We start from the raw sequence: 26889 nt of genomic DNA on the forward strand, positions 1-26889 counted from the left end.
TCAGATATGCAGTGCGCGACCACGTTTGAGCTTGAAGTTCAGGTTCTCCAACGACATGCTCGCGTCGTAGGTCCGGTCGTATCCGGTGGCGCAGATCTTCCAGCCCTCAGGTGTGCGGCGGTACCGGTCGCGGTAGAACGCCGCGCCGATCAACATGAAATTGAAGTCCGGTGCGATCACCCGGTCCTGTAGATACCAGGTGCCCGCAGCCTCGTCGCCGTCCACCGTGATCTCCGGGTGGTCGACGCGGTGCTCGGTGACCACCTCGGGCCCCAGCGACGTCCGCATGAACGAGACGAGCGCGTCGCGGTCGGTGAACCGGTGGTCCTCACCGAGCGACTCCCCGTAGTCACCGACGACATCCTCGGTCAGCGTATCGGCGAACTCCGCCCAGTCCTTGGTGTCGAGCGCACGCAGATACCGGTACTTGACGTGTTTGATCTCGTCGATGTCGCCCATGGACCACATTGCAACACAACAGGCGGGGACCGCATAGGCTTCGATCATGAAATTGATTGACGGCTACGTCAGATCCCCGTTGGCAGGCCTTGCGCCGTGGATCCTCATGGCGGTCGTCAACGGTCCTGGCCGTTTCGAGGAGGCGGTCTCCGCCGCGCTGGGACTCGCCCTGCTGACGCTGTGGATCGGTAAGCGTCACGGCGTCGCGGTGCACGCACTGGAAGCGTTCAGTGTCGCGTTCTTCGCGGTGCTGGCGGTCCTCGGACTCACCGCTCCGCCGGACGCCATCCGGTGGATCGAGATGTGGGCCGGCGAGCTGAGCAACATCGCCCTGGCGAGCTTCGCGATCATCACCTTGCTGATCCGCCGCCCGTTCACCCTGGCGTACGCGAAAGACACTGCACCGCCGGAACTTTGGGACAACCCCGTCTTCCTGCGAATCAACTACGTCATCTCGGCGGTGTGGGCGGGCGCCTTCCTGGTGTCCGCGGCGGCAGGTGGGTACGAGGACGCGGTCCTGCACGACAACGGCAACTTCTGGTTCGGGTGGATCCTGCCGCTCGCGGCCCTGATCTTCGCCGGCGCGTTCACCGACTACTACCCGGACCGGGCGACGGGGGAGAGCACCGCCCCGTGGGCGCGGGTGTTCGACTGGCTACCGGTCTTCGTCGTGATCACCGGCGTGGTCGGCTGGGTGTCCGACGAGATTCCCGACGCCCTCGGCATCGCGCTGATCGTCGTCGGTGCCGTGGGTTCGGCTGTCATGCGCAAGGTCTTCCCGGACGAGCCGGCGAAAGTCCCCGAGCTGTCGTAGTCACTGGGAGCGCGTGAGATCGCGCGTCGCCGGACCCTCGAGCAGGGTGCCGTCCGGTGCGAAACGCGAGCCGTGCAGCGGGCACTCCCACGCCTCATCGGAGTCGTTCCAATTCACGACGCCCCCGAGATGCGTGCACACCGGCGACACCCGGTGCTCCACGCCGTCGACCACGCAGCGCGCCTCCAGCGCCCACGGCGGACCGCTGACCACTCCACCGGAGCGCGGGGTGCGGTCGGCGATCCGCGTGGCCGGGGTGACCCAGCCCTTGGCGAGGTCGAAGCCGACCTCGAGGTTGTAGTACACCGCCGTCGGGATCCCCGACACCTCGTGCGGACTCCAGCTCGCGAACGCCTCGGCCCAGTCCATGCGCCCGCCCAGGATGCGACTGGACAGGGCGAGAGCGGCGGCGGTGCCGTTGGACATGCCCCACTTGTCGAAACCCGTTGCCACGAAGATGCTGTCGTGCCCGGGCAGGATGGGTCCGACATAGGGCAGTTGGTCGGCCGGGGTGTAGTCCTGCGCCGACCAGTAGTGGGTCCGCACCGCACCCGGATAGTGCAGTTTGGCCCACTCGTCGAGCTCCCGGACCGACGACGCCGGACTCTTCTTGCGTCCGACGGTGTGCCCGGCGCCGCCGACGATGAGCCGGTCACCGTCGGGGGTGGGCGCGTAGCGCACCGAACGCGTCGGTGAGTCGGTCGAGAGGTACATGCCCCGGGTGACGGTGCCGGGCACCTGGTAGGCCATGCAGTAGGACCGGCTGGGCTTGACCCGGGCGAAGAACCCGCCGCGGTCGAGAATCGGTATACCCGTTGCCAATACGCACTGGCGAGTGCCCACGTCGAACTCGTGACCCTCCGACGTGCGCACGTGGAGCGTCAGCCCATCGTCCGCGCCGGAGACCCGCTGCACCCGCACGCCCTGCACCAGTCGGCCACCACGCTCGTCGAGTTCCACGATCAGGCTGTCCAACAACGGCATCGGATCGAACTGGGCCTGATCGGCCAGCCGCACCGCGCCGTGGAAGGGGAATGGCACATCGGCATCGTCGACCCACTCGGCGGGCAGTCCCGCGGCCTGGCAGGCCTCCAGTTCGGCGCGCGCGGAGGGGACGCCGCGGGGGGACTGCGCGAACGTGAAGGCGTCTTCGCGCTGCACCGAGATGCCGTGTGCCTCGCAGCGCTGGATCAGCCATTCCTGACCTTCGAGGTTGCCCTCGACGTACTGCTTCGCGACTCCCGCGCCGTGTTTGCCGACGATCTTCGACAGCTTCGTCCCCTGCAGGAGGCTGATCTTCGCGGTTGTGTTGCCCGTCGCGCCCGCCCCCGCCCGGAACGCCTCGAGCACCATCACGTCGCGGCCGGCGCGAGCCAGCAGCACCGCGGTGGTCAACCCGGTGATCCCGGCGCCGACGACAACCACGTCGGCGGAGCGGTTGGATTCGTCGAGCGGGTTCGGTGGCAGGGCCTGCTCAGGGCGGCCCGCCAGCCACAGAGACGTCATGAGGTGGCTTTACCCCCGGAGAACCCGCCGAAACGAGGGGTAGACGGCGCCAGCCCCTCGGTGCCGTTAGGGTAGTGACCCGATGAGCGACCCGTTGGGCTTGTCGATCGGGACCACCAACCTGGTTGCGGCACGAGTCGGCAATGAACCTGTGACACGGCGTTCGACGCTGAGTTTGTTCGGCGATCGCACGCCGCAGGTCGGCGTGCCCGAACGTTCCGCCGGCCTGGTGCTCACCGGCTTCGTCGAGAGGGTCGGCGACCCCGTACCCCTGGTCGCCGCGGACGGTACGTCCTACCGCGCCGAGGCGCTGCTCGTCGAGGCGCTCGACGCGATGACCGAGGCCACGGGTGCGGCGCCCATCGGCGACATCGCCATCGCCGTGCCCGCGCACTGGAGTACCTCGACGGTCTACACGCTGCGCAACGCACTGCGCACCAACCCGTTGTTCGCGCCGAACGGCACCCCCGCACGGCTGGTGTCCGATGCGGTGGCCTCACTGACCGCCCTGCACGCCAACCCCGGCCTGCCCACCACCGGTGTGGTCGCGTTGCTCGACTTCGGGGGCAGCGGGACGAGCATCACGCTCGCCGACGCGGCGGCCGGATTCGAACCGGTCGACGAGACCACCCGGTTCACCGAGTTCTCCGGTGACCTCATCGACCAGGCGCTGCTCACCCACGTGCTGTCCGGCATCACCGAAGCCGGTGGAGTGGACCCGGCCGGCACCGCGGCCGTCGGCTCGCTGGCGCGGCTGCGGGAGCAGTGCCGCAACGCCAAGGAGCGCCTGTCCGCCGTCACCGTCGCCGACGTGGCGGCCGAGCTGCCCGGCTACCGCTCCACCGTCCGGATCACGCGCACCGAACTCGAGGAGCTGCTGTCGCGGCCGCTGGCCGGGGTGCTGGCCGCGCTCGACTCGGTACTGGAGCGCACCCGCATCGGGTGGGCGGGCGTTTCGGCGGTCGTGACGATCGGCGGCGGGGCGAGCATCCCGCTGATCACCCAACAGCTCTCCGCGCACACCCGTGTCCCGGTGGTCACCACCCGGCAGCCGGCGCTGGATGCCGCGGTGGGCGCGGCGCTGTTCGCCGCCTACAGCGCGGCGGCCGAGGCGCCGACGGGGATGGCCGCCGCAGCGCCCGTCACGGCGATGATCGACGACGCACCGGGTTCGGCGACCTTCCGCGCACTGGCCTGGTCGCAGGACGACACCACGTCGGACGAGCCGGTGCCCTACACCGGTGACGACGCCTACAACCCGTATGGCCCGTATCCCGCCGAGGCCACCGGGGTGCGACCGGCCGTGCAGTATCTGCCCGCCGACGAACCGGTCGACGAGCGCCGCGGCTGGCATCTCCCGCAGCTGGCCGTCGCCGCAGCGGCGGTGGTCGCCGCGATCGCCGTCGGTGGAGTCGCCTACGCGCTGACCGGAACGTCGACCGACAGCACACCCGTCACCGAGATCGAGACCACGCGACTGCCTGCCAGCGCGCCCATCCCCGAGCCGTCGGCCGCGCCGCCGCCCCCGGTCCTCACCGTCACCACGGCACCACCCGCCCCACCTCCACCTCCGGAGCCGCCCGCGCCCGCACCACCACCCGAAACGGTGACCACGACGACGACGACGACGCCGACCACCACGACCACCACAACCACAACCACGACGACGACCACCACCACCACGACCACTACGACAACGCCGCCGACGACCACCACCACTCAGCCGACGACGACCCAGCCGACAACGACCCGGCCGACGACGACCCAGCCACCGCGGACCACGACGACGAGGCCACCGCTGACGACCACCTACGTCACCGTGCCGTTCGTGCCGATTCCCATTCCGATCCAGGTGCCCAACAATTGACATACATCACTAAAGGCGTTGCCCGACAAGGGTTATACGCTAGTAACGCATTGGCGGGTTTCCGCCCGCGTGATCGGGGTACCCCGGTGGAAAGCTCCCGCGCGGACGGGTGCGCTCGACCGACGACGTAGTCGTGTTGTGTCGCACACCACAACCCGCCTCCACCCGGGAAGGCTCAGGTGCCCAAAAAGCGCGGCACCGTGCTCTCGACACGCTCTTTCACACGTACAAGGACACACCATGGCTATTTCAGACGTCGCGCAGTACGCGCATCTGAACAGAACCGACATCGAATCGCTCGGGGCTGAACTCGATGCGATCCGCAGCGAGATCGAAGAATCCCTCGGCGCTCGCGACGCCGCCTACATCCGTCGCACCATCGCGTTTCAACGGACGCTCGAAGTCGCCGCGCGGCTGCTCATCGCCGCCGGCCGCTCGAAGGTGAGCTGGGTCGCGGGAACCGCGGCGCTGGCGTTCGCCAAGAGCGTCGAGAACATGGAGATCGGCCATAACGTCGGGCACGGTCAGTGGGACTGGATGAACGATCCCGAGATCCACTCGAATACGTGGGAGTGGGATATGGCCGGGCTGTCCGCCCAGTGGCGGTATTCGCACAACTACGAACACCACGTGTTCACCAACGTCATCGACATGGATCACGATCTCGGCTTCGGTGTGATGCGAATGACCAGCGATCAGCCGTGGGAACCGCGTCATCGGATGCAGCCGCTCCGCAATCTCCTCCTGGCGCTCGGATTCGAATGGGGAATCGCCCTGCACGGCGTCCACGCGGCCCAGGATCGCGTGCAGTCCGATGGTGAGAAGAAAGCACAGTCACGCGCGGTCGTGAAGAAGATCGGCCGCCAGATGGTCAAGGACTACGTGGTGTTTCCGGCGCTGAGCCGGTCGCGGTGGCGCAGGACCCTGGGCGCCAACTTCACCGCGAACATCGCGCGCAACTTGTGGGCCTACGTGGTGATCTTCTGCGGCCACTTCCCCGACGGTGCGGAGAAGTTCGCCGCCGAGGTCGTCGAGGAGGAAAGCAAGGCGGAATGGTATCTCCGCCAGATGCTCGGCACCGCGAACTTCGATGCCGGCCCGCTGATGGCGTTCGCCAGCGGACACCTGTGCTACCAGGTCGAACATCACCTGTTCCCCGACCTGCCCAGCAACCGTCTCCCCCAGGTCGCGCTGCGCGTGCGGGCACTGTGTGAGAAGTTCGACCTGCCCTACACCAGCGGTTCGTTGTCGAGCCAGTATCTGCAGACGCTGCGCACCATTCACCGGCTCGCGCGACCCGACGGTGATGACGGTCACCGCCGCGGCACGTTTCTCCGACGGAACCGCGGTGAACACCTAGTCGACTGACCATCGTGGGAAGAGTTGTCGATGAGTGACGTCGAATATGTCGAACTGCACGGTGAGCGTGTCGCATACCGGGATGCCGGCAGCGGCGAGGTCATCCTGCTCATCCACGGTATGGCCGGCAGTTCGGACACCTGGAACGCGATCCTGCCCCTGCTGGCCGAGAACTACCGGGTGATCGCGCCCGATCTGCTCGGACACGGCCGGTCGGCCAAACCGCGCACCGACTACTCGCTCGGTGCCTTCGCCGCCGGTCTGCGGGATCTGCTCGACGAGTTGGGGGTCAGCCGGGCCACGATCATCGGGCAGTCCCTCGGTGGCGGGGTCGCGATGCAGTTCCTCTATCAACACCCGGAGTACTGCCGGCGGCTGATTCTCATCGGCAGCGGCGGGCTCGGTCCCGATGTGGGTTTGGTCCTGCGACTGCTGGCCGCACCGGGAGCCGAGTTCCTGCTTCCTGTCATCGCCCCCAACGTGGTGGTCGCACTCGGCAACCGGTTGCGGCCGTGGTTGAGCGCGGCGGGCCTCGGCTCACCACAGGCCGGACAGATGTGGCAGTCCTACAGTTCGCTGTCCGATCCGCCCACGCGCGCGGCGTTCATGCGCACCCTGCGGTCCGTGGTCGATTACCGCGGTCAGTCCGTCAGCGCGCTGAAGCGCCTGGGCATGCACCTCGAGGTGCCCAGCCTGGTGATCTGGGGGGATCGGGACCCGATCATCCCCGTCGCGCACGCCTACTCGGTGCAGACGGCCCGGCCGGGCAGCAAGCTCAAGGTGCTGCCGGGTCTCGGGCACTACCCGCACGTCGAGGCCCCCGCCGAGGTTGCCGCCGCGATCCACGAGTTCTTCCTCGACACCGAGCACGAGGCGGCCCCACACGGTTCGCCCGCAGCCCGTGACGGGGGCTATAAGCCCGTCAGATAACGCTGGACGGTCGGTCCCAGCCAGCGCTCGATCTCGTCGCACGACATCGTCGCGACGGGCGGCAACGCCAGCACATAGCGACACAGTGCCAGGCCCAGCATCTGGGTGGCGATCAGGCCCGCCCGCCTCTGCGGGTCGGGCCCACCCGCCGCGGTGACGGCCGGCAGTAACTGGGTGCTGAAGATGTCGGCCATCTTCTGCGCGGCGACGGCGTTGGTTCCGGCCGCACGCAGGAGGACGACGAGTGCCTCGTCGCGTTCCCACCGTTCGAGGAAGTGCGCGACCAGCCGCCGCCCGACGTCCTCGCGGGCGACCGAGTGCACGTCGGGGAGCTCCAGGTCGAAATGCGCTGCCGCAGCGAACAATTCCTCTTTGCTCCCGAAGTACCGCATGACCATCGACGGGTCGATACCCGCATCCGCGGCGATCGCGCGGATGGTCGCTCGGTCGTAGCCGGCCTTCCCGAACCGGTCGCGTGCGGCGGCGAGGATGAGCGCCTTGGTGTGTTCGGAGGACCGCCGCATGCCAACAAGGGTAGGCCAACAACTGTTGACTTCCGCGTATGCCGGGCGCACCCTGGACGTATGCCAACAAGCGTTGGCATAACCGCTCCGGAAGGGTTCGTCATGGATGACACCGACGTCCTGGTCGTGGGCGCCGGCCCCACCGGGCTGACGCTGGCGTGTGCGCTCACCCACCGCGGCGTCACGGCCACCCTGGTGGACCGCGAGCCCGCCGGGGTCAACACCTCACGTGCCGCGGTGGTGAACGCCCGCAGCCTGGAGGTGCTCGAAAGCCTCGATGTGACAGAACGATTGGTCGACGAGGGGGTGCGGGCGCCGCGGTTCACCATCCGCGACCGGGCGCGAACGCTGATCACCGTCGACTTCGGCGGGTTGCCGACGAACTACCCCTACAGCCTGATGCTTCCGCAGTCGTCGACCGAAGCGATACTGCTCACCCGGTTGGAGGAACTGGGCGCCACGGTGGTCCGGCCCAAGACCGTCACCGCGGTGACACCGGATTCCGGCGGCGTGACAACCGAATTCGACGACGGCGACACGGTGCGGTCGCGTTACGTCGTCGGTGCCGACGGCGTCCACAGCACGGTGCGCCGGCAGGCGGGCATCGGGTTCGACGGCGGCGAGTACGAGGACTCGTTCCTGCTGGCCGACGTGCGACTGACCGGAGAGGCGCCCGACGACGAGGTGATCCTGTTCTGGGCCAGGGCGGGGCTCACCGTCGTGGCGCCGCTACCGGGCGGAGTGCACCGGATCGTCGCGCCGATCGCCGACGCCCCCGAACAACCGTCGATTGCGCTCGTGCAGAACATCATCGACAACCGTGGATCGGGTCCCGGACGGATCGAGGTGACCGAGCTGATCTGGGGTTCCCGGTTCCGGATCCATCACCGCATCGCGGACACCTATCGCGCGGGACGTCTGGTGCTGGCCGGCGATGCCGCCCACGTCCACAGCCCCGCCGGTGGTCAGGGGATGAACCTCGGCATCCAGGACGCAGTCGTGCTGGCCGAGGCGTTGACGGCACCGGACGAATTGCTCGACGACTACGTCCGCGCGCGACGGCCCGTCGCGGAGGGCGTGGTGGCGATGACGGACCGTCTGACCAGGCTGGCTACCCTCCCGCGCGCGTTACGGCCGTTGCGTAACACCGCAATCGGCGCCGTCGGCCGACTCCCCGCCGTCCGCGCCGGTCTGGGGTGGCGGCTCAGCGGCCTCGCATATCGAACCTGAACCGGTCGCCGGATCTGCGACAATCGTGCGATGTCGGTGCCGGGGAAGCCTGAAGGGCTGCGGGAGCGAAAGAAACTCAAGACCCGTGCGACGATCCGGCGCGAGGCATTCCGGCTGATCCAGGCGCAGGGTTACCACAACACGACCGTCGAGCAGATCTCGGCCGCCGCCGACATCTCGCCGCGGACCTTCTCCCGGTACTTCCCCACCAAGGAAGCAGTCCTGTTGTCCGGCGACCATATTGACCCAATCGTCAGCGCGTTCATCGAAGCCCCCGACGAGCTGTCGGTCATCGACGCGTACCGCCATGCGGTGGAGACGACGTTCGGCGCGTTGACCGACGCTCAGCGGGCCGAAGCGGTCGTCGGTCAACGGCTGATGTACGCCGTACCCGAGGCCCGCGGACTGCTCTACACCGAGTACGTCCGGCTGATCGACCTGATCACCGAGGCACTGACGAAACGTCCCGGCCAGCCGGCTGACGCTCAGGAACGTCGGGTGCTGGCCGGGGCGATCGTCGGTGTCCTGATCGCGGCCTCCCACAACACCCCCATGCCGGATGACCCGATCTCCCACTACCTTCGGCTGCTCGACGAGAAGCTGAAGTAGGCGCCGTTAGGAGAGGCGTTTGGACAGTTCCCAGGAGGACCGCTCCACCCAGTTGGTCGTCAGTCTCCCGTCCTCCCGCACCGCCCACACGGCAGTTCCGGTCAGCGCGATGTCCCGCTGATCGGGCTCTGTGCCCAGCACTCCGTTGTTTCTGCCCGTGAGCAGCCACCGCGACGCCACCCGGGTGCCGTCCTCGTTCTGAAAAGACTCGCTGACCTCCAGACGCAGATCATCGACGCTGGCCAGGAACCCGCGAATCCAGTCCTTGAAGTTCTCGCGCCCGGTGATCGTCTCGCCGCCGCTGACGATGACGAAGTCGTCGACGACGAACCGGTCCACCGCGTCCGGGTCGTGGGCGTTCCACACCTCGTCCCAGAACGCGTGCACGATGCCGATCGAATCCATGTCCTTCATGTCTTGCAGAACGTCCCCGCTATTGCGGGTATGCCCAAAGAATCAACCGGCCGGGAGCTCGATTCCGACGGCCGCATTCTCTTCGGGTGTGCCCAGCCGCATCCCGTACCGCAAAGCTGTCTCGACGAAAACGCCCAACCGTTGCTGCGGTGTGTGCCATCCGACTTCGTCGATAGGGACACCGATCTCGCGGAAGAACGCACCCATCCGGGGAGTGGTGATGATCAGGTCGACGGCATCCTCGTCTGAGACGTTTCGGTGGGCGTGCAGGGCGCCGCCCGCGAGGTATACGAAGTCACCGGCGCGCGCGACCCGCCACTGCAGTCCGTCTTCCCCGGGTGCCAACACCTCCTGGGCACCGGACACGATGTAGAACGCCTCGACATCGTCATGACTGTGCAGAGGTACCGTCGCGCCGGGCGGTACCACGGCGCGCATCAGGCAGAACTGTTCGTACTGCCCGTGCGACACATTGAGGAATTCCACGGTCGGACCGAGGACGTCGAGCACTTCGCCGCCGGTGCCCTCGGTGAGGCGGGGAAAGGAGCAGTGAGCCATTGTGTTTCTCCCTCCGGCTGCTTCGAGAACAACCGCGTTGTCAGGCGGGGATGTCAAATCCTCGTGTGCCGGCAGTGTCGGCAAGCAGCAGGCGCAGCTTCGCGCGCCCGCGATGGAGCCGGGACGACACCGTCCCAATCGGTGTGCCGAGCAGACCGGCGATCTCCGCGATGGGATAACCGTGGACATCGGCAAGGTAGACAACAGCCCGGAAGTTCTGCGGCAGTCGGCGTAGCGCATCAGCGGTGTCGTCGTCGGGCAGCGCGTCGAGCACCTGGTCCTCCGCCGAACAAAGGCGCAGTATGCGCTGCGGATGGCGACCCGCGATCTGGCCGTCGGAGAACTCTCCGGTCAGCACTTCGGTCGGCCGGGACCGGCCGGCGCGGTACGTGTCGATCCACGTGGTGAACATGATCCGGAACAGCCACGCCCGCAGCTTGTTCTCTTCGCAATACCTGTCGTACCTGGTGAAGGCCTTCGCCAGGGTCTCCTGCACGAGGTCTTCCGCGTCGTGCCGATTTCCGGTCATGTGCCGTGCACGTCGGTACAAGTCGTCGTAGTAGGGAAGTGCCTCACTGCAGAATCGTCGTGCGGTGGTGCTCGTCATGGTCTCAGTTCGCCGCGCGCAGGAGTTCACTCAGCCCGGTGCGGTGGAGCATTTCGGCCTTCAGCCGATCCAGCACCGCGAACCCGACGTCCGCGCCGTCCTGGGTGGGGTCGACGTGTACGCGGAAAGGCCGCGACCCGATCGGTGCTTCCACTACGGCGACGACCGCTTCGGCGACCGCGGCAGCATCGGCGTTCGCAGGTACGATCGCGTCGAAGGCTTTCTGAACGCGCTCGGCGTATCCGGCGTATGGACCGGCCTCATACGCATCGACCACCCCTGGATCGTCCGGACGCGCGGCATGGGCGAAGTGGTTGGTGCCGTTGGTGAAAGCACCCGGTACAACGATCGACGTCTCGATGCCCCACAGTGTGAGTTCCCGGGCGTAGGAGACTGCCAGTGCGTCGAAAGCCGCCTTCGCGGCGAAGTAGGGACCGAGGTAAGGCGGCGTTCCACCGGCGACGCTGCTACTCGACATCCACAACACCAGCCCGCGTCGGTTCGCCCGCAGATGGGGCAGAATCGCCTTGTTGACACGTTGTGCACCAAGCACATTCACGTCGTAGAGCGCCGCAAGCTGCTGCGGGCTGAAGGCCTCGGCCGGTCCGTATGACATGTGGCCGGCGTTGTGCACCACGACGTCGATGTGGCCTACCTCCCCGATGACGTGTTCGACAGCCGCATCGGCCGACTGCTGAGACCCCACGTCCAGCTCGACCGTGCGCAGGTCCGCCCCGTTGACTCGGGCGAACTCCGACATGGCGGCCACCTGTGCCACGTTGTGTCCGGTGGTGCCGCGCATCGAGGCATAGACGGTGTGTCCGGCTCTGGCCAGCGCCTCGGCGGAAAGCCGTCCGAAGCCACTCGAGGCACCGGTGATCAAAACGACATATTCCATCTTCGTACTCACTTCCCGTGTGGGTCGGCAGCGTTGAGCTGCACGACGACGTCGTCGTAGTCCCCCCGCGCCTCGCCGTAGCGCAGGAACTTCACGCGATCGACGAGGATTTCGCGGGCTTCAGGTTCTGCTTCGAGGAGCGCGAGGACTTCACCGACGAAGTCGTCGAGCGGCATGGCGAACTCGCTTGTCTCCTGACCCGGCATCAGGCGGGTCCGCACCGGGGGCGGCACGAGTTCGACGACCTTGACGCTGGTGTCGGCCAGCTGCAACCGGATCGATTCGCTGAGCATGTGAATTGCCGCCTTGGAGGCGTTGTAGGCGGGGGTGACCCGCAACGGTGCGAACGCCAGTCCCGACGACACGGTGACGATGGTCGAGTCCGGCTGCTGCTGAAGATGCTCGATGAACGCCGCGATCAGCCGGATGGGTCCGAGCACGTTCGTCTCGACTACGGCCGTGGCGGTATCGAGGAAGGTGTCGGGGTGATGCCAGTCTTCGATCCGCATGATGCCGGCCATGGCGATCACCACGTTGAGATCGGGATACTCGGTGAGCGTTTGGGCCGCGGCCCGCTGGATGCTGGCGGGGTCGGTCGTGTCGATGGCGACCGCGCCCAGTTCGGGGTGCTCGGTGGTGATCTTCTCCAGTTCCTCGACGCGCCGTCCACCGACGATGACGGTGTTGCCCCTGGCTTGCAGGGCGAGGGCGAGCGCCAATCCGATACCGCTGGTGGAGCCGGGGATGAAGATGGTGTTACCGGAGATCTTCACTGCTGCGCCTTTCTTGTCCGTGTTTTCGAGGGGTTCGGTTCCGAGCAGCGTTGCTGCAAGACTCTGCTCGACGGTCGGCCGTCTGTCGTCATTGCTGACTGCCATCCGCAGGGGGGTACTGCCCGTCAGAAGTACTACCGGCTAGCAGGGGTACATCCCTTCTCTCGAGCTCTTCGATCGCCCGCGCCACGCCGGCGCCGTACGCGGGATCGGCTCGGCCGCAGAGGGAAATCCACCGCTGCTGGATCTCGTGGGGGACGCCTCGCATGGCGCGGGCGGTGTTGGCGAACAGGCGGTCCTGTTCGTCGGCGGTCATCAGGCGGAACAGGGCGCGCGGTTGCGTGAAGTAGGCATCGTCGTCGTCGCGGTGATTCCAGTGCCCTGCGGCGACGAAGCCGAGCTCTTCCGGCGGATGACCGTAGCCCGGCTGTTCCTGCCACTCGCCGTAGCTGTTGGGTTCATAGGGCAGCGTGCCGCCGTAGTTGCCGTCGACGCGCATGGCGCCGTCACGGTGGTAGGCGTGCACGGGGCAACGGGCCGCGTTGACCGGTATCTGATGATGGTTGACGCCCAACCGGTAGTTCTGGGCGTCGTTGTAGGAAAACAGTCGTCCCTGAAGCATCTTGTCCGGCGAGAATCCGATGCCGGGGACGATTCGCGCGGGTGAGAAGGCTGCCTGCTCGACCTCGGCGAAGTAGTTGTCCGGGTTGCGGTTGAGTTCCCATACACCGACTTCGATGAGGGGGTGGGCGCCGTGCGGCCAGACCTTCGTGAGGTCGAACGGGTTGTAGGGCAGCGCCGCCGCCTCGTACTCGGACATGATCTGCACGAACAACTTCCAACGCGGGAACTCGCCGTGTTCGATCGACTCGTACAGATCCCGCTGGTGACTCTCACGGTCCCTGCCTACGAGCGCCTCCGCCTCGGCGTCGGTCAGGAACTCGATACCCTGCTGGCAGACGTGGTGGAACTTCACCCAGTTCCGAACTCCCTCAGCGTTGACGAAGCTGTACGTGTGTGAACCGAATCCGTGCATGTGGCGGTAGGACTTCGGGATGCCGCGGTCGCTCATCGTGATGGTGACCTGGTGCAGGGACTCGGGCAGCAGACTCCACCAGTCCCAGTTGTTCCGCGGGCTGTGCAGATTGGTGCGGGGGTCCCGCTTGACGACATGGTTGAGGTCGGTGAACTTGAGCGGGTCGCGGTGGAAGAACACCGGGGTGTTGTTGCCGACCAGGTCCCAGTTGCCCTCCTCGGTGTAGAACTTCACCGCGAAACCACGGATGTCCCGGGTGGCCTCTGCGGCGCCACGTTCACCTGCCACCGTGGAGAACCTGACGAAGAGTTGGGTCTGCATCCCCACCTCCGAGAACAACTTGGCGCGGGTGTATTGCGTGATGTCGTTGGTGACGGTGAAGGTGCCGTATGCCCCGGAACCCTTTGCGTGCATCCGCCGTTCGGGGATCACCTCGCGGTCGAAGTGTGCGAGCTTCTCGAGGAACCAGACGTCCTGCAGCAGCATCGGTCCCCGGGGCCCGGCGGTCGCCACGTTGTTGTTGTCGACCACCGGCGCCCCGGCGACGGTGGTGAGTTTTCCGGCGCGCAGATCGGCGCTTCCGTTCGCCTGTCCGTTGGCAGTCACGGGTTCTCCTCGATCGGCCTGTTGGGGGTTGAGATGGACTCAATCACCGACAGACCGGCCCGGGCGCCCGGGTGAACCACGGGTCCGCAAACCCCGGGCCCCCGGGGTACGGGTCACTCGACGGGCAGCGCCATGCTGCGAAGCTCCTTGCGCGAAGTGACGCCGAGCTTCGTGAAGATCTTGCCCATGTGCCACTCCACGGTGCGGGGGCTGATGAACAGGTGCGCGGCGATCTCGGAATTGGTGTGGCCCCGGCGGGCCAGTTGAGTGATGTGGCTTTCCTGGGTCGTGAGCTCGACGGGAACGGTGGCGCCGCGCTTGCGCACCGTCTCCCCGGTGGCCTCCAACTCCCGGCGTGCGCGCCCGGCGAAGCCGTCGGCACCCATGGCGGTGAAAGCGTCTAGCGATGTGCGCAGTTGGGTCCGGGCATCTACCCGGCGCCCCTGTCGGCGTAGCCATTCGCCGTACACGAGTTGGGTCCGCGCCAGGTACACCGCGGCGGGACTCTCCTCGAGGTGTGCCAGCGCGGTGAGGTACTCGGCCTCCGCAGCAGGCCCGTCACTGCTCAGCGCGCGCGACCGAGCCGCCAGGCCCAGTGCGGTGCGGGTCCCGCCGGCATCCGCGCGTTCGATCAGCCGGGCCAGCGCGGAGCTGGCCGCCGCATGCTCGCCACAACGTGTCGCGGCCTCGACCATCTCCGGCAACGTCAGCCCGCCGATGACGAAATCGGCGTTCTCCATCGCTTGTTCACATGCCGAAAGCGCCTCGGTGTAGTGGCCGAGGCTGTTGTGCAGCACCGCTAGCGAGAACCATGCGGCGCCGACGAAGAACCCTTGGCCCGGCGCAATCGCTGCGTCTTCGGTGATCGCGGCGGTCAACTCATGGCTGAGTGTCTCCTGACCACGGAACGCGGCCAGCAGCGCGACGGCGGGGTGCTCGTCGTGGCCGCCGATCGCGGTGGCGATCGCCTCAGCCTCCGAAAGCGCCGCGGCCGCCTCCGGGAAGCGCCCACGGAAGATGTCGGCCACTGCGAGGAGGTCGAGGGCACGCGCGAGGGAGCCCAGCGCTCCCGCTGCGCGGAGCGCGGCGAGCTGACGTTCAGCGATCGCGTAAAGCGCCTCGAAGTCGAGCAGATCGACAGTGACCCGGGTGATCACGCCGTAGAACCACGGTTCGGCCACCTCGGTCGCATCCAGATCGAGAAATGCGTCCACTGCTCGTTTGAGCAACGGCGCGGCGACGACGTAGCCGTCGACGACCCTGGCGATCAGGGCGTCCAGCATGAGGTCCACGGCTCGCGCCGGTTTCACGACCGGCGCACTCGCCCGGGCCGCCAAGCCCACGGTCATGGCCGACGTCTCTGTTGATGCCGACCGCCCGGCCAGCACGGCCGCTGTGAGTGCCTCCAGGTAGATGTCTCGGGCGAGGACCGGGTCGAGATCGCGCACGCGCCGGGCGCTTACCGCCAGACGAGAGATCGCGTCGCCCACGTGGCCCGTCGCGAGCGCGCATCTGGCGCGCACACGATCGATCCTGGTGCTCAGCCGTTCATCGTCGGTGGGGTGCGGGGCTCGGATGAGGAGCTGGGCTGCGGATTCCGGTGCGCCGGCGTCCAGCTTCGCCCGTGCGGCCGCGAGCGCACGCTGGGCACGGCGGTGCGGGTCCGGGGTCAGATCGGCCGCGAACTCCAGGAAGGCCGCGCCTGCCGCGATACCGCTGCGGCTGCGGGCCTGCTCCGCCGAACGCTCGAGATGTTCGGCGACCTGCTCGTCGGGTCCGGTCGCGGCATGTCCGAGGTGCCACGCGCGGTGCTCATCGGACGCCGGTCCATCGATGACGTCGGCCAGCGCTCGATGAACGCGTCGTCTCTCCGATGGTGAGGCACTGCGATACACGGCCGACCGGATCAGCGGATGCCGAAAGCGCACGCGGGTGCCGATCGAGATGAGCTCGGCGGCTTCGGCCGTATCGGCTGCGCTTTCCGGGATGCCGAGGACTTCGGCGGCTCCGCGCAGCCAACGCGGGTCACCGGTGGGGTCCGACGCGGCGAGCAACAGCAGCGTCTTGGTCTGTGGCGAGAGTTCCGTAACCTGTTGGCCGAAGCCTCGCTCGAGACGGTTGGTCAGCTGGTCAGCTTCGGCCAAGCCGAAGCCACCGGCCAACTCGGCCGGGGAGAGCACGCGGTGTAATTCCAGAAGCGCCAACGGGTTACCGCGGGCCTCGGCGATGATGTTCTCGCGTACCTGTTCGTCGAGCTGGCCCGGCAGACTTCGGTCGAGCAACATGCGCGCGTCGTGGTCGTCGAGCCCGCGGATCTGGAGTTCGGGAAGATCGGACAGGAGACGATCCTCCCTCCGTTTACACGCGGCGAAGACGATCACGATGTGGTCGGCGATCACTCGCCTCGCCACGAACGCCAGCGCTTGCAGTGACGCCGCGTCGACCCACTGCGCATCGTCGACCAGGCAGAGCGTGGGCCGCTCACTGGATACCCCGGCAAGCAGGGTGAGGACCGCAAGCCCGACCATCAACCGGTCCGGCGGGTCGCCGTCGGCCAGACCGAGGGCCACCCGCAATGCCCGCTGCTGTGGCGCGGGCAGTCGGTCGAGCCGGCCGAGTAGCGGCGCACACAACTGGTGCAGTCCGGCGTAGGCCAGTTCCATCTCGGATTCGGAGCCTCCGATACGGAGTGCTCGGAAGTCCGCGGCGCGGGCCAGGAGGTACTCCAGCAGCGAAGTTTTTCCGACACCGGCATCTCCACGGAGGACGACCACCCTGCTGTGCCCACCCCGCGCGTCGGCAAGCAGTCGCACCAGCTCCTGCTGTTCGCGCTGCCGGCCCACCAAACGGCGCGGATTGACCATGCCCGAAATCGTTCCTGCGTTATGCGGTATCCGTCAGGGCGGCGCGGAGGCCGTGCCGTGACGTGATACTCAGCTTGCCGAAGATCCTGGTCATATGCCACTCAACGGTCCGTGGACTGATGAACAGTTGGGCGGCGATCTCGGTGTTGGTCTGACCGCTGCGCGCCATGCGGGCGATGGTGAGTTCCTGTCGGCTCAACTCGTCGGCCAACCCGGTGTCCGGCACCGGCATGGCCTGGCCGAGATCGGACAATCCGCGCCGCGCCCGGCCGGCGAAGCCGTCGGCACGCATTCTGCTGAAGATGCCGTGGGCGCGCCGTAACTGGGTGGCCGCGGCATCCTGCCTGCCCCGGTCGCGCAACCACTCGCCGTACAGCAGGTGGACCCGGGCGAGCAGCACGTCGACGTCGCAGCGCTTCAAGTGGGTGATCGACGCGATGAACAGCTCCTCCGCGCAGCCGTCGTTCGCGAGCAGTGCCTGCGAGCGAGCTGCCATCCCCAGCGCCATCTCGGTGCCGGTCGCGGCGGTGCGTTCGAGCAGCTGATCAAGCGCCTGGTGCGCAGCCGCCGTATCGCCGCCGAGCGCACCGGCCTCGACCCGTTCCAGTAGGCCGTAACCGCACATTCCGAGATCGTCGTAGTCGACTGCCCACTTGGTAGCCGCCAGAGCCGCGCCGTAATCGCCGAAGGTGTTGTGCAGCACGCCTGCGGCGTATCCGACCAGGGGGATGACCCGTCCTTCTCCGCGTGCGGTCGCGCTGGCGATGCCGGCATCCACCAGTTCCATGGTGCGCTCCGGTTGCCCGCGGAATGCGGCGAGCACCGGTTCGATGTACCCGGGCGACGGCACGCCTATCGCCGCGGAGATCGCCTGTGCCTCTTCGATGAAGCCATCCGCTTCGGCGAACCGACCGCTGTGCACAGACACTCCGGCGCGGTGGGCGAGTGCTACGGGAAGCAGCGTGAGGACGCCGCCGCGGCGGAGTAGGTCGATCTGCTGCTGCGCGATCGCCGCCCAGTCGGCTTGTTCCCAGAGGTCCAGTGCGACGCGTCCGGCGAGCCCGTACCACTGCGCATCGGCCGTACCCGCGGCCGCTTCGTCACGGAACACGCGCAACGCCCGCCGCAACACGGGCGCGGCCTCGCCGTAGCCGGCGGTGAACCGCTTCACCAAGCCGGTCAACAGGAGATCCGCGGCGCCCGGCGCCGCGGTGGGCGCGGGTGCGGCGGCACACGCCGTCGCGATCGCGGCCGGATCCGCAGCGTCCGCACCCGAGAGCCGGGCCGAGAAGATCGACGCCATCATCGCCTTGAGGTAGGTCTGCCGCGACAGTGCGACGTCGACCGGTGCGAGCCGTTCGGCGCAGGCGAGCAGGTGGATCGGGGCGTCGCCGCCGCGGCGCGTCGCGAAGGCGATCTCAGACCGGAGTACCTCGACGTGGATGCCGTCGAGGTCCGCCGCGGATTCGGCGTGGGCGAGCAGTTGCAGGGCGGCGTCGGGTGCCCCGGCGTCGAGCATGTCACGGGCCGCGGCGACGGCGCGTCGCCCACATTCGGCTCGGTCAGGGGACAACTCTGCCGCGGCCGACAGGAAGGCGGCCGCCGCTGCGGCGCCGCCACGTGCCCTGGCCTGGTCGGCCGACGCCTCCAGGTCATGCGCGACGGATTCGTCTGGTTCGGCTGCGGCATGGGCGCGATGCCATGCGCGGCGGGACTCCTCGCCGCGGCCGACCATCACTTCGGCCAGTGCCCGGTGCACGCTGCGCCGTTCGTCCTGCGAAGCGCTCTGGTAGATGGCGGACCGAACCAAGGGGTGGCGGAACTGGATTCGCCTGCCGATCGTCAACAAACCGGCCTCTTCGGCGGGGCCGGCGGCGTCAACGCCGACTCCCAGCAGGGCGGCGGTCGCCCACACGTCCATGGGCTGGCCCGCAGGCTCCGACGCCGCGATCAACAGCAGGGTCCGTGTCGGCTCTGGCAGCCCGGGTAGGAGTCTGGAGTACACCGACTCGACGCGTTCGGCGGGAAGGCGCGCCTTGGCCCACCCGTAACCCCCTGCGAGCTCTGCCGGCGTCAGTACGCGGTGAAGCTCCAAGAGCGCCAACGGATTCCCTGCTGCTTCGGCGAGAATGCCGGCCTGTGTCCGCTCATCGACGCGACCGGGCAGTGATCTGGCCAGCAGCGCACGGGCGGCGCGGTCGTCCAGCCGCTCCAACCACATCTCCGGAAGGCCGGCCAGTTCGCTGTCACTGTCGAACGGCCGCGCGGCGAAGATCATCACGACAGGGTCCGCGGCCAGCCGCCGCGCCACGAATCCGAACACCTGCAGGGAGGCCTTGTCCAGCCACTGCGCGTCGTCGATGGCGCACACGATGGGCGTGGTTCGGGCCGCCTCGCCGAGCAGGGTCAGCACGGCCAGCGCGACGCGGAACCGGTCGGGCGCATCCCCGTCGCTGAGCCCCAGGACGACGAGCAGCGCGTCTCGCTGCGGCGGCAGAAGGTCCCCGAACTGACCCGTCAACGGCTGGCAGACTTGTTGCACACCGGAGTACGCCAATTCCGACTCGTATTCGACACCGCTGACACAGAGGTGTCGCATATGGGTGGCGCGTGTCAGCGCGGAGGTGAGCAGAGCGGTCTTCCCGATCCCGGCCTCGCCCCGGATGACCAGCGCACCGCTTCGACTCTGCCGGGCGCCGTCGATGAGCCGGGACAACGTCTCCTGCTCACGGTGGCGGCCGAGGAGTTCGGGCTGAGCGGACACACGCAACATCCTGGCACCCCCGGCCGGGGCGCCGGGTGGTTTGCTCAAACGGTCCGCCTCGGCGAGAGTCACCGCCGCGCCCCGTCAGCCCGGTAGGACATTGCGCGTGATCAGGCTGACGAAGTCGGTACGGGCGAAGGAAGGGTCGAAGTGGGCGAGCACGTCGTCGTTCATCGTGCCGAACGTGGTGTCCGGCCGCCGCTTCATGCCGTTGTGAAACGCGCGCAGGATGCCGGCCTTGAAGTCGACGCGCGGATGGGCGGCGATGACCTCCTGGATCTCCGCCGAGGTGAGCGCGTCCAGGCCGAGACCGAGGACATCGGTCTCGACGCCTGCGGTCACCAAAGCCACATCCGGTTCCAAGCGGTCCGGAATGCCCGGGGTGGTGTGTAAGGCGATGCCGAGCCAAACCCTCATGGCCTCCTCATGGGACACACCGTGGCCGATTAGGAAGGTTCGCGCCGCGTCTGCCCCGTCCAGTTCGAATCGCTGGTCGGTGCTGCCGTACTCGTCGGTCAGTCCGAGGTCGTGAAACATCGCGCCGACGTAGAGCAGTTCCGGGTCGGGGACCAGGCCGCGGCGCGCTCCCTGCAGGCTTCCCCAGAGGAACACGCGCCGGGAATGGTGGAACACCAGATCGTCGGTGACGTCGCGAACGAACTCCGTGGCCTCGCGCACCAATACGGAATCCGGGATCAGTACACCGGCAATTGACTGGGTCATCTTTGTCTCTCCTTCGTGACGCCCTTCGGCGTTGTCGGTGCATCCAGGTTCGGTCAAGCCGCCCCCGGTCGCGCCCGTGAAACCCCCGGGGCGTGCCACTGGAGGTGACAGGGGCCTGGAAGTTAGCCGGTAGTGCCGGTGCCCGGACGCCGCTGCATCGAATTGGGGGTCAGCAGCACCGACAACGTCGTAGAGATTCGGAAGGGTGCAGTCCATGAACGCGGCACCCTTCCCCCAGACGCGACATATCCCCGGCCCCGCCGCGGCGATCGAAGTACATTTCATGGGCTTCACCTGGAGCGCGGCGTATCGCCGGAACCACCGACGCGTCAGCATTCGTCTGTCACCGCATCGCACGCATGGTTGATGTGCTCGTCCTCGTCATTCTCGCTGGACTGGCGACGTCACTCGCCGTGGCGAAGTACTTCCTCAAACGGTCGGCCGGGATCCGGTGATCGAGGCGCGCCGGGGATCGGTATGTCGTCGGGATGCGTTGAGTCTCACGACGTCACCGCCCCGGGGGCGTGCCAGGAGGAGTCGGTGTCCGGTATTCGGGTGGTCGTGGCCGAAGACGAAGTCTTGCTGCGAGAAGGTCTGTGCAGTCTGCTTGTTCGATCGGGGTTGGAGGTGGTGGGCCGAGCCGGTGACGCGGACGAAGCGCTCGCTTTTGTGCGGCAGGCGAAGCCCGATCTGGCGTTGCTCGACATCCGCATGCCGCCCCATCACCACACCGACGGTATCGACGTGGCGCGGGTCATCCAACAGGAATTGCCCGATACCGCGATCCTGGTGCTGTCAGCACATGTCGATGTCCATCACGCGAAAGAGCTTCTCCGCGAGGGCAAGCCGATCGGTTACCTGCTGAAGAGCCGTGTCACCGAAGTGGCTAGTTTCCTCCAGGCGATCGACCGGGTCGCCCACGGGGAATCGGTGCTGGACCCGGTCTTCATACGGGAGTTGGTGGACACTCCCCACCCGAGTGATCCCTTGGAGCGGTTGAGCCGCCGTGAACGCGAGGTGCTCGTGTTGATGGCCGAAGGGCTTTCGAATGCGGGTATCGCCCGGCGCCTGTACCTCGCCGAGGCCACCGTCGAGAAGCACGTCCGAAATGTGCTGGCGAAGCTAGACCTTCCGGACATCGGCGATCAACACCGACGGGTGCAAGCGGTGATCATCTACCTGGAGAGTCGCTGAGGGCGGCGCCGGGAGGTGGTGCGGTCTGAGAGGTTCACAGCGGCTTGTCGCCACGCTTCGCTGTTGGAATCTCGCAGTGGATCCGCGTTCCTGCGCCGAGTGGGCTGTCGATCAGCAACCGGCCACCGAGGGCTTCCACCCTGTCCTGCAGACCGATCAGACCAGACCCTACCCGGCCGACGGCACCCCCGACCCCGTCGTCGGCCACGCTGACACACAACACGTCGTTCGCCAGCGTGGCCGTGACCTCGGCGTGAGTCGCCCTGGCATGTTTGATCGCGTTGGTCAGCGACTCCGCGACGACGTAGTACGCGCCGACCTCGACCGGCGAGGCCAACCGCGCGGGAACGTCGACCCGAACCCGAAGAGGAAGCGCTGATCTGGATGCGAGTGACCGCAAAGCGGGTCCTAGGCCGGCGTCGGACAGCACCGCCGGGTGGATGCCGCGCGCGATCTCCCGCAGCTCTGTGAGCACCGTCCGAAGACCCGACAAAACCTTCTGCAACTCGCACCGCGCGCTCGCACTGAGGTCGGGACACTCCGCCAGTGTCGCGATCTGCAAACCCAAAGTGACGAGATGCTGTTGAGCGCCGTCGTGGAGGTTCCGCTCGATGCGCGCACGCGCCTCATCGGCTGCGGCGACGATCCTTGCGCGCGACGCGATCAGCTCAGCGCGGCTCTGTGCAGTGGCGATCGCGGTGGCGGTCAGGTCGGTGAACTCGCTGAGCCGCTCCTCGGCGTCGGTCGGAAGCGGACCGGTCCCCGAGCCGATCGCGATCAAACCCCAGAGACTTCCGCTGACGAAGATCGGCACCGCCACCGCGCTGACCAGACCCTCAGCGCGGTAGGGTTCGCCACCGGGGATTTCTCGATAGTCATCGACACGCGCCGGTCGGCCAGTACGCCACACAGTGCCGGTGAGACCGTGCTCCGGAAAGTTCGTCCACTCCTCACCGACGCGGACGTGCGGGCCCGCGGTGCCCTCGTTCGCCACGATCGTGGCAGTACCCTGGCTCTCGAAACGGATCATCCTCGCGGTCAACGACCCGAACCGGTGGCGGATCTCTTTCGTCACCGCGGCAAAGACCTCCGCGTGGGAGACGTTCTGAGCGCTCAGCAAGGCGAGACGTCGAAGGGCGGCCTGCGTCTCGGCCAGGTCGCGGAGTCGTTGCAGGCGTTCGGTTTCGACGATGAGTGTTCCTCCGTGCGCTGCGATCTTTTCGTGTGCCGGTCCGGAATGGAGTCGGCCAATATCGATGATAACTGAACAGTGATACCGGTGGAAACATGAAATCGGTTCGATCCAGCGCGGCAGGCCCAGCCACTTGTTATCGTCGGAAACATGGTTGACGGACGGAAAGGCGGACAACGGCTGAGCACTGCCGAGAACCTCCTGAAGGCGGCGGCGGAACTCCTGGAGTCAGGAGGTGTCGATGCGGTGTCCACCAGAGCCGTCGCTGCTGCCGCCGGTGTTCAACCTCCGGTCATCTACCGGCGGTTCGGGGACAAGGACGGACTGCTCGACGCGCTGACGCACTATCTGCTCCAGGAGTATGTGAAGGCCAAGCGTCAGCTCATGGACGCCAGCGACAACCCGATCGATCAGATGCGCGAAGCGTGGGATCTGCACGTGGAGTTCGGGTTGCGCCATCCCGACGCCTACGTGCTCGCCTATGCCACCCCGCGCCCGCCAGGCCAGCTGGGCGCGGCGGCGAAGCGGGAAACCGTCAGCCTGCTCCGCGGAATGGTCGCCCGGTTGGGGGATCAGGGCAAGCTCTCCATGAGTGTCGACCGCGCCACGCACTACGTCTTCGCCGCCGGACTGGGGACCACCCTGGCCCTGATGCAGGAGCCGCCCGAGGAGCGGGATTTCGAAGTGTCCGCGCTCGCCCGGGAGAACTCGCTGTCGGCGATCCTGCACCGCAAGCCGAGAACGCCGGCACGCAACACCAGGCTTCCGGCGCGTGCGGTGGCGCTCGCCGAGGCACTCCGCAGTGCCGATGATCTGCCGATGAGCTCTGCGGAGCGGGCCCTGCTCGACGAATGGCTGGGCCGCCTCGCCGACCAGAGCGGCTGAACATCGGCCTGGTCACGGCTTTCGGATCAACGCTGCTGCCCGCTCGGCGATCCCGTACACGGTCGCCATCGGATTGTTCGATGGCAGCGACGGCATGACCGACGCATCGGCGACGCGCAGCCCCGAGATATCGTGTACGCGCAGCTTCACATCGACGACTGACTCGTCGGAGTCGCCCATCGCGCACGTCCCCGCCGGATGGAAGTATGTGCCGAGAGCCTCCTTGAGGTACTGGCGCAACGAGTCTTCGTTGACGACGACCGGGCCGGGAGCCAATTCCTCGCCGAGCCACGGGCTGAACGCGGGAGCCGCACCGATCTCACGTGCGATTCGGAAGCCTTCGAGCATCGTCTTCCAGTCGCGCTCGTCGCCCAGATAGTTCGGATCGACGAGAGGCGGCTGCTCGATGTTCGCAGTGGCTAACCGGACGCTGCCGCGGCTGTGCGGTTGGATGGCCGACACGCCGATCAGGTAGGTGTCAGGCGCATCGAGTCCGACCACCGCGGCCGTGTCGGCCATGACGATCTGCAAGTCGGGCGCCCCTCCGGAGGAAGATGTGTCGATCAGACCCATCACCTCGCCGTGATTGTGGCGCGGTGTCGGGATCGGTTTCGCCGAACGGTAGATGAGGCCGCTCAGAGGGTGGTCCTGCAGATTTGAACCAACTCCCGGCAGGTCCCTGACGACATCGATCCCGAGATCACGCAGATGGGCCTGCGGGCCGATGCCCGACACCATGAGCAGTTGAGGTGACCTGATGGCGCCGGCGGCCAGCACGACCTCGTTCCCGTAGCGGACCGAGGTCACCGATGACGCATCGTGGATCTCGACGCCGACGCAGCGTCCGCTCAGTATCGCCAGTCGATGAACGACGGCGTCGGTGATGACGTCGAGGTTGGGCCGGTCGAGAGCCGGGATCAGGTAGGCATCCGCGGCGCTCTGCCGGCGTCCGTCGGCAAGCGTCAGATCCGCGGCGCCGAAACCGATTTCGCATCCGCTGCTGATGTCGCTCGCCGCGCGGTAACCGCATTGCACCGCGGCCTCCAGTCCCGCTGCGAGGACTTCGTTCACGGGATCGGCCGGGCCCACCGTGAGCGGGCCGTCGGCTCCGCGCAGCGCGGGGTTACCTTTGCGGGCCGTCTCACTTCGCTTGAAGTAGGGCAGCAGGTTGTCGAAGCGCCAACCGGCGGGCCAGCCGGCGTAGCTTTCGCGATGCCCACGCGCGAACATCATCGCGTTGATCGCCGACGATCCGCCGATACCGCGTCCGAGCGGCAGATGGACCGCCTTGCCCGTGGCGGCCTGGACGGTCGTGAGGAAACCACCGTCGGCCGGTCCACCCGTGAGTGTGTGCCACTCCGGCGGTATCGCACTCGCCGGTGGCAGCACCGCGCTGCCGGCCTCGATGAGTAGTACCCGGGCGTCAGGGTTTTCGCTCAGGCGGGCGGCAAGTACCGAACCCGCTGTGCCCGCACCGACGATGACGAAGTCGTAGACCTGAGCCTGTGACATGAAGTACTCCGTTTCCACTGGTAACATATATCAGGTACCACCGATAGTTCCGACGGAAGCGTATCGGTGGTACCACTGATAACGATTGAATCGACCGGCATAATCCATCGTTCGCCTGAGGGGGTTACTCGCATGGAAATCTCTTGTGCGTTCGCCACGGCGTCGAATACGCCGGCCCATGTACGGTTGGCCGAGTCACTCGGGTATGAGCGCGCATGGCTCTACGAGTCGCCTGCCGTCGTCACCGATGTGTGGATGGTCCTCAGCCGGTGCGCCGAGCAGACCACCCGCATCGGAATCGGCCCCGGCGTCCTGGTGCCGAGCCTGCGTCACCCGATGGTCAATGCCTCCGCAATCGCAGAACTCGTGAATCAAGCCCCCGGTCGGGTCGCGGTCGCGGTCGGCGCGGGCTTCACCGGCCGGTTGGCCTTGGGCGAGCGGCCGATGCGGTGGCAGCACGTCGCTGACTACGTTCGTTGCCTGCGGGCGTTGCTGGCCGGCGAAACCGCCGAGTGGCAGGGCGCGAGACTGCGGATGATGCAGTTGCTGGGCTTCGGCGCTCCGCGACCCATCGACGTGCCGATTCTGGTGGCCGCTGACGGGCCGAAGGGGCTGGCGGTGGCAACAGAGTTGGGAGACGGACTGTTCTCCGTCGCGCCACCCGGATCCGCTGCGGCGGCGGATTTGAGCTGGCGTGCGCAGTTGTGTTTCGGCACGGTGCTCGACGACGGGGAAGAGGTGACGTCGCCGCGGGCGGTCGGCGCCGTCGCTGCCGCGGCGGTGCTGCACTATCACGCCGTCTACGAGCGTTTGGGAGCCGTCGCCGTCGATGCCCTGCCGGGCGGGCCCTCCTGGCGCGCCGAGCTGGAGGCCCGCCCCCGCGGTGAGAGGCATCTGGCCATCCACCTCGTCGAACCCGGGCCTCAGGTGGGTCTCGATCGACTCGTAAGATGCAGCGGTGCAGTAGGTTTGACGGGGACCGCCGCTCAGGTAGCGGATGAAGTCGCCCGATATGCCGCCGCCGGGGTCACGGAACTGGTGTATCAGCCGGCCGGCCCGGACATCGAACGTGAATTGGATGCCTTTGCCCGTGCGGCAGGGCTCACGCGCCAGCTCCCGTGACCCGACGGTTCAGCGGACGTCGACGTAGACGATGCGGTCGTGGTTGTCGTACCGCACCGACACGATGCTCGACTGGTCGAGTGGCTTGACCGCACCGTGGTGGTTGACGCGAATCGCGTAGCCGCGGTCTTCGAGACGGTCGATGACATCCTGCGCGTTGCCCGAGCCCGCGGGTGCGGCCTGAGCAGGAGTTGCGACGATGCCGAGGATCGCGGCGGCCAGTCCGCTGGCAATGGTGGCGATTCCGAAAGTGTTCATGTCCTACTTCTCTCTTCCTCGTTTTTCGGGGGTGTGGTCGTCCGTCACTCGTCGGTGTCCCCGGTTCGGGTCGACCCCTTCAGGTCCGCGGTCCGCCGCCCGCCCCGATCGGCCCGCGTCCACGCAGGCGGTGAAGCAGGCGTAAGCCTTCAGTAGCGCTTCCTGGATCCGGTACCCCATGACGC

The 26889-nt window shown here is 67.2% G+C and carries 25 protein-coding genes; 10 read left to right on the plus strand and 15 right to left on the minus strand.

Features of this window, described 5'->3' with window-relative positions:
* Positions 1-459, minus strand: a complete 459-nt coding sequence (locus tag I7X18_RS02380; protein WP_193044734.1) for a nuclear transport factor 2 family protein — start codon at positions 457-459, stop codon at positions 1-3.
* Positions 460-505: 46 nt separating this feature from the next.
* Here I7X18_RS02380 and I7X18_RS02385 point away from each other — a divergent pair, with 46 nt between their 5' ends.
* A complete protein-coding gene (locus I7X18_RS02385) occupies positions 506-1273 on the plus strand; it encodes a DUF3159 domain-containing protein (protein ID WP_226862964.1) in 768 nt (255 codons plus the stop codon).
* On the opposite strand, the gene I7X18_RS02390 is transcribed toward I7X18_RS02385, so the two are convergent.
* On the minus strand, positions 1274-2779 hold the full coding sequence (locus tag I7X18_RS02390; RefSeq protein WP_193044733.1) for an FAD-dependent oxidoreductase: 1506 nt from the start codon (positions 2777-2779) through the stop codon (positions 1274-1276).
* Positions 2780-2861: 82 nt separating this feature from the next.
* Here I7X18_RS02390 and I7X18_RS02395 point away from each other — a divergent pair, with 82 nt between their 5' ends.
* The 3 genes from I7X18_RS02395 (at position 2862) to I7X18_RS02405 (ending at position 6935) form a co-directional block, all read left to right on the plus strand.
* A complete protein-coding gene (locus I7X18_RS02395) occupies positions 2862-4646 on the plus strand; it encodes an Hsp70 family protein (protein WP_193044732.1) in 1785 nt (594 codons plus the stop codon).
* Positions 4647-4886: 240 nt separating this feature from the next.
* Positions 4887-6014: a fatty acid desaturase family protein gene (locus I7X18_RS02400; RefSeq protein ID WP_193044731.1), complete on the plus strand. Its 1128-nt coding sequence runs from the start codon at positions 4887-4889 to the stop codon at positions 6012-6014.
* A 21-nt stretch (positions 6015-6035) separates the two neighbouring features.
* The gene (locus I7X18_RS02405; RefSeq protein ID WP_193044730.1) at positions 6036-6935 is read left to right on the plus strand and encodes an alpha/beta fold hydrolase; all 900 of its coding nucleotides are present in this window, start codon (positions 6036-6038) and stop codon (positions 6933-6935) included.
* On the opposite strand, the gene I7X18_RS02410 is transcribed toward I7X18_RS02405, so the two are convergent.
* A complete protein-coding gene (locus I7X18_RS02410) occupies positions 6917-7459 on the minus strand; it encodes a TetR/AcrR family transcriptional regulator (RefSeq protein ID WP_193044729.1) in 543 nt (180 codons plus the stop codon). The genes I7X18_RS02405 and I7X18_RS02410 overlap by 19 nt on opposite strands.
* A 102-nt stretch (positions 7460-7561) precedes the next feature.
* Here I7X18_RS02410 and I7X18_RS02415 point away from each other — a divergent pair, with 102 nt between their 5' ends.
* Both I7X18_RS02415 and I7X18_RS02420 read left to right on the plus strand, forming a co-directional pair.
* Complete coding sequence (locus tag I7X18_RS02415) at positions 7562-8689, plus strand: FAD-dependent oxidoreductase (protein ID WP_193044728.1); 1128 nt, start codon at positions 7562-7564, stop codon at positions 8687-8689.
* A 30-nt stretch (positions 8690-8719) separates the two neighbouring features.
* The gene (locus I7X18_RS02420; protein WP_193044727.1) at positions 8720-9298 is read left to right on the plus strand and encodes a TetR family transcriptional regulator; all 579 of its coding nucleotides are present in this window, start codon (positions 8720-8722) and stop codon (positions 9296-9298) included.
* Between the two features lie 6 nt (positions 9299-9304).
* On the opposite strand, the gene I7X18_RS02425 is transcribed toward I7X18_RS02420, so the two are convergent.
* The 9 genes from I7X18_RS02425 to I7X18_RS02465 form a co-directional block, all read right to left on the minus strand.
* Positions 9305-9712, minus strand: coding sequence for an ester cyclase (locus tag I7X18_RS02425; RefSeq protein WP_319017970.1), 408 nt, complete (start codon positions 9710-9712; stop codon positions 9305-9307).
* Positions 9713-9754: 42 nt separating this feature from the next.
* The gene (locus I7X18_RS02430) at positions 9755-10270 is read right to left on the minus strand and encodes a cupin domain-containing protein (RefSeq protein ID WP_193044726.1); all 516 of its coding nucleotides are present in this window, start codon (positions 10268-10270) and stop codon (positions 9755-9757) included.
* A gap of 40 nt (positions 10271-10310) precedes the next feature.
* The gene (locus I7X18_RS02435) at positions 10311-10799 is read right to left on the minus strand and encodes a sigma-70 family RNA polymerase sigma factor (RefSeq protein ID WP_193044725.1); all 489 of its coding nucleotides are present in this window, start codon (positions 10797-10799) and stop codon (positions 10311-10313) included.
* 82 nt (positions 10800-10881) lie between these two features.
* Positions 10882-11775 (minus strand): SDR family NAD(P)-dependent oxidoreductase, encoded by an 894-nt coding sequence (locus I7X18_RS02440; protein ID WP_193044724.1) that lies wholly within the window; start codon positions 11773-11775, stop codon positions 10882-10884.
* A gap of 8 nt (positions 11776-11783) precedes the next feature.
* Positions 11784-12548, minus strand: a complete 765-nt coding sequence (locus I7X18_RS02445) for an SDR family oxidoreductase (protein ID WP_193045014.1) — start codon at positions 12546-12548, stop codon at positions 11784-11786.
* A gap of 88 nt (positions 12549-12636) precedes the next feature.
* Positions 12637-14154 (minus strand): catalase, encoded by a 1518-nt coding sequence (locus I7X18_RS02450; protein ID WP_193045013.1) that lies wholly within the window; start codon positions 14152-14154, stop codon positions 12637-12639.
* Positions 14155-14303: 149 nt separating this feature from the next.
* Positions 14304-17054, minus strand: a complete 2751-nt coding sequence (locus I7X18_RS02455) for an ATP-binding protein (RefSeq protein ID WP_193044723.1) — start codon at positions 17052-17054, stop codon at positions 14304-14306.
* A 19-nt stretch (positions 17055-17073) separates the two neighbouring features.
* Entirely contained in the window at positions 17074-19818 is a 2745-nt protein-coding gene (locus tag I7X18_RS02460) for an ATP-binding protein (RefSeq protein WP_193044722.1), read from the minus strand.
* 84 nt (positions 19819-19902) lie between these two features.
* Positions 19903-20541, minus strand: coding sequence for an HD domain-containing protein (locus I7X18_RS02465; RefSeq protein WP_193044721.1), 639 nt, complete (start codon positions 20539-20541; stop codon positions 19903-19905).
* A gap of 540 nt (positions 20542-21081) precedes the next feature.
* Here I7X18_RS02465 and I7X18_RS02470 point away from each other — a divergent pair.
* A complete protein-coding gene (locus I7X18_RS02470) occupies positions 21082-21735 on the plus strand; it encodes a response regulator (protein ID WP_193044720.1) in 654 nt (217 codons plus the stop codon).
* A 34-nt stretch (positions 21736-21769) separates the two neighbouring features.
* On the opposite strand, the gene I7X18_RS02475 is transcribed toward I7X18_RS02470, so the two are convergent.
* Positions 21770-22810: a GAF domain-containing sensor histidine kinase gene (locus I7X18_RS02475; RefSeq protein ID WP_232375394.1), complete on the minus strand. Its 1041-nt coding sequence runs from the start codon at positions 22808-22810 to the stop codon at positions 21770-21772.
* A gap of 18 nt (positions 22811-22828) precedes the next feature.
* On the opposite strand from I7X18_RS02475, the gene I7X18_RS29450 reads away from it, so the two are divergent.
* Positions 22829-23002, plus strand: a complete 174-nt coding sequence (locus tag I7X18_RS29450) for a hypothetical protein (protein ID WP_226863264.1) — start codon at positions 22829-22831, stop codon at positions 23000-23002.
* Between the two features lie 75 nt (positions 23003-23077).
* Positions 23078-23812 (plus strand): TetR/AcrR family transcriptional regulator, encoded by a 735-nt coding sequence (locus tag I7X18_RS02480; protein WP_193044719.1) that lies wholly within the window; start codon positions 23078-23080, stop codon positions 23810-23812.
* Between the two features lie 12 nt (positions 23813-23824).
* Here the strand turns inward: I7X18_RS02480 and I7X18_RS02485 are convergent, their stop codons facing one another.
* Positions 23825-25324 carry a GMC family oxidoreductase gene (locus I7X18_RS02485; RefSeq protein ID WP_193044718.1) on the minus strand — a complete coding sequence of 500 codons (1500 nt, stop codon included), beginning with the start codon at positions 25322-25324 and terminating at the stop codon, positions 23825-23827.
* 132 nt (positions 25325-25456) lie between these two features.
* On the opposite strand from I7X18_RS02485, the gene I7X18_RS02490 reads away from it, so the two are divergent.
* Positions 25457-26446 (plus strand): LLM class flavin-dependent oxidoreductase, encoded by a 990-nt coding sequence (locus I7X18_RS02490; protein WP_193044717.1) that lies wholly within the window; start codon positions 25457-25459, stop codon positions 26444-26446.
* A gap of 9 nt (positions 26447-26455) precedes the next feature.
* Here the strand turns inward: I7X18_RS02490 and I7X18_RS02495 are convergent, their stop codons facing one another.
* Complete coding sequence (locus tag I7X18_RS02495) at positions 26456-26704, minus strand: hypothetical protein (RefSeq protein WP_193044716.1); 249 nt, start codon at positions 26702-26704, stop codon at positions 26456-26458.
* Positions 26705-26889 lie beyond the last annotated feature (185 nt).

This window comes from Mycolicibacterium baixiangningiae (genome assembly GCF_016313185.1).
Lineage (GTDB): Bacteria > Actinomycetota > Actinomycetes > Mycobacteriales > Mycobacteriaceae > Mycobacterium > Mycobacterium baixiangningiae.

Coding starts and splice junctions, on each gene's coding strand:
- I7X18_RS02440 (WP_193044724.1), bottom strand. CDS start 11,775: ATGGAATATGTCGTTTTGATCACCGGTGCCTCGAGTGGCTTCGGACGG.
- I7X18_RS02400 (WP_193044731.1), top strand. CDS start 4,887: ATGGCTATTTCAGACGTCGCGCAGTACGCGCATCTGAACAGAACCGAC.
- I7X18_RS02405 (WP_193044730.1), top strand. CDS start 6,036: ATGAGTGACGTCGAATATGTCGAACTGCACGGTGAGCGTGTCGCATAC.
- I7X18_RS02495 (WP_193044716.1), bottom strand. CDS start 26,704: ATGAACACTTTCGGAATCGCCACCATTGCCAGCGGACTGGCCGCCGCG.
- I7X18_RS02430 (WP_193044726.1), bottom strand. CDS start 10,270: ATGGCTCACTGCTCCTTTCCCCGCCTCACCGAGGGCACCGGCGGCGAA.
- I7X18_RS02435 (WP_193044725.1), bottom strand. CDS start 10,799: ATGACCGGAAATCGGCACGACGCGGAAGACCTCGTGCAGGAGACCCTG.
- I7X18_RS02415 (WP_193044728.1), top strand. CDS start 7,562: ATGGATGACACCGACGTCCTGGTCGTGGGCGCCGGCCCCACCGGGCTG.
- I7X18_RS02490 (WP_193044717.1), top strand. CDS start 25,457: ATGGAAATCTCTTGTGCGTTCGCCACGGCGTCGAATACGCCGGCCCAT.
- I7X18_RS02395 (WP_193044732.1), top strand. CDS start 2,862: ATGAGCGACCCGTTGGGCTTGTCGATCGGGACCACCAACCTGGTTGCG.
- I7X18_RS02410 (WP_193044729.1), bottom strand. CDS start 7,459: ATGCGGCGGTCCTCCGAACACACCAAGGCGCTCATCCTCGCCGCCGCA.
- I7X18_RS02465 (WP_193044721.1), bottom strand. CDS start 20,541: ATGACCCAGTCAATTGCCGGTGTACTGATCCCGGATTCCGTATTGGTG.
- I7X18_RS02480 (WP_193044719.1), top strand. CDS start 23,078: ATGGTTGACGGACGGAAAGGCGGACAACGGCTGAGCACTGCCGAGAAC.
- I7X18_RS02385 (WP_226862964.1), top strand. CDS start 506: ATGAAATTGATTGACGGCTACGTCAGATCCCCGTTGGCAGGCCTTGCG.
- I7X18_RS02425 (WP_319017970.1), bottom strand. CDS start 9,712: ATGAAGGACATGGATTCGATCGGCATCGTGCACGCGTTCTGGGACGAG.
- I7X18_RS02380 (WP_193044734.1), bottom strand. CDS start 459: ATGGGCGACATCGACGAGATCAAACACGTCAAGTACCGGTATCTGCGT.
- I7X18_RS02390 (WP_193044733.1), bottom strand. CDS start 2,779: ATGACGTCTCTGTGGCTGGCGGGCCGCCCTGAGCAGGCCCTGCCACCG.
- I7X18_RS02455 (WP_193044723.1), bottom strand. CDS start 17,054: ATGGTCAATCCGCGCCGTTTGGTGGGCCGGCAGCGCGAACAGCAGGAG.
- I7X18_RS02485 (WP_193044718.1), bottom strand. CDS start 25,324: ATGTCACAGGCTCAGGTCTACGACTTCGTCATCGTCGGTGCGGGCACA.
- I7X18_RS02420 (WP_193044727.1), top strand. CDS start 8,720: ATGTCGGTGCCGGGGAAGCCTGAAGGGCTGCGGGAGCGAAAGAAACTC.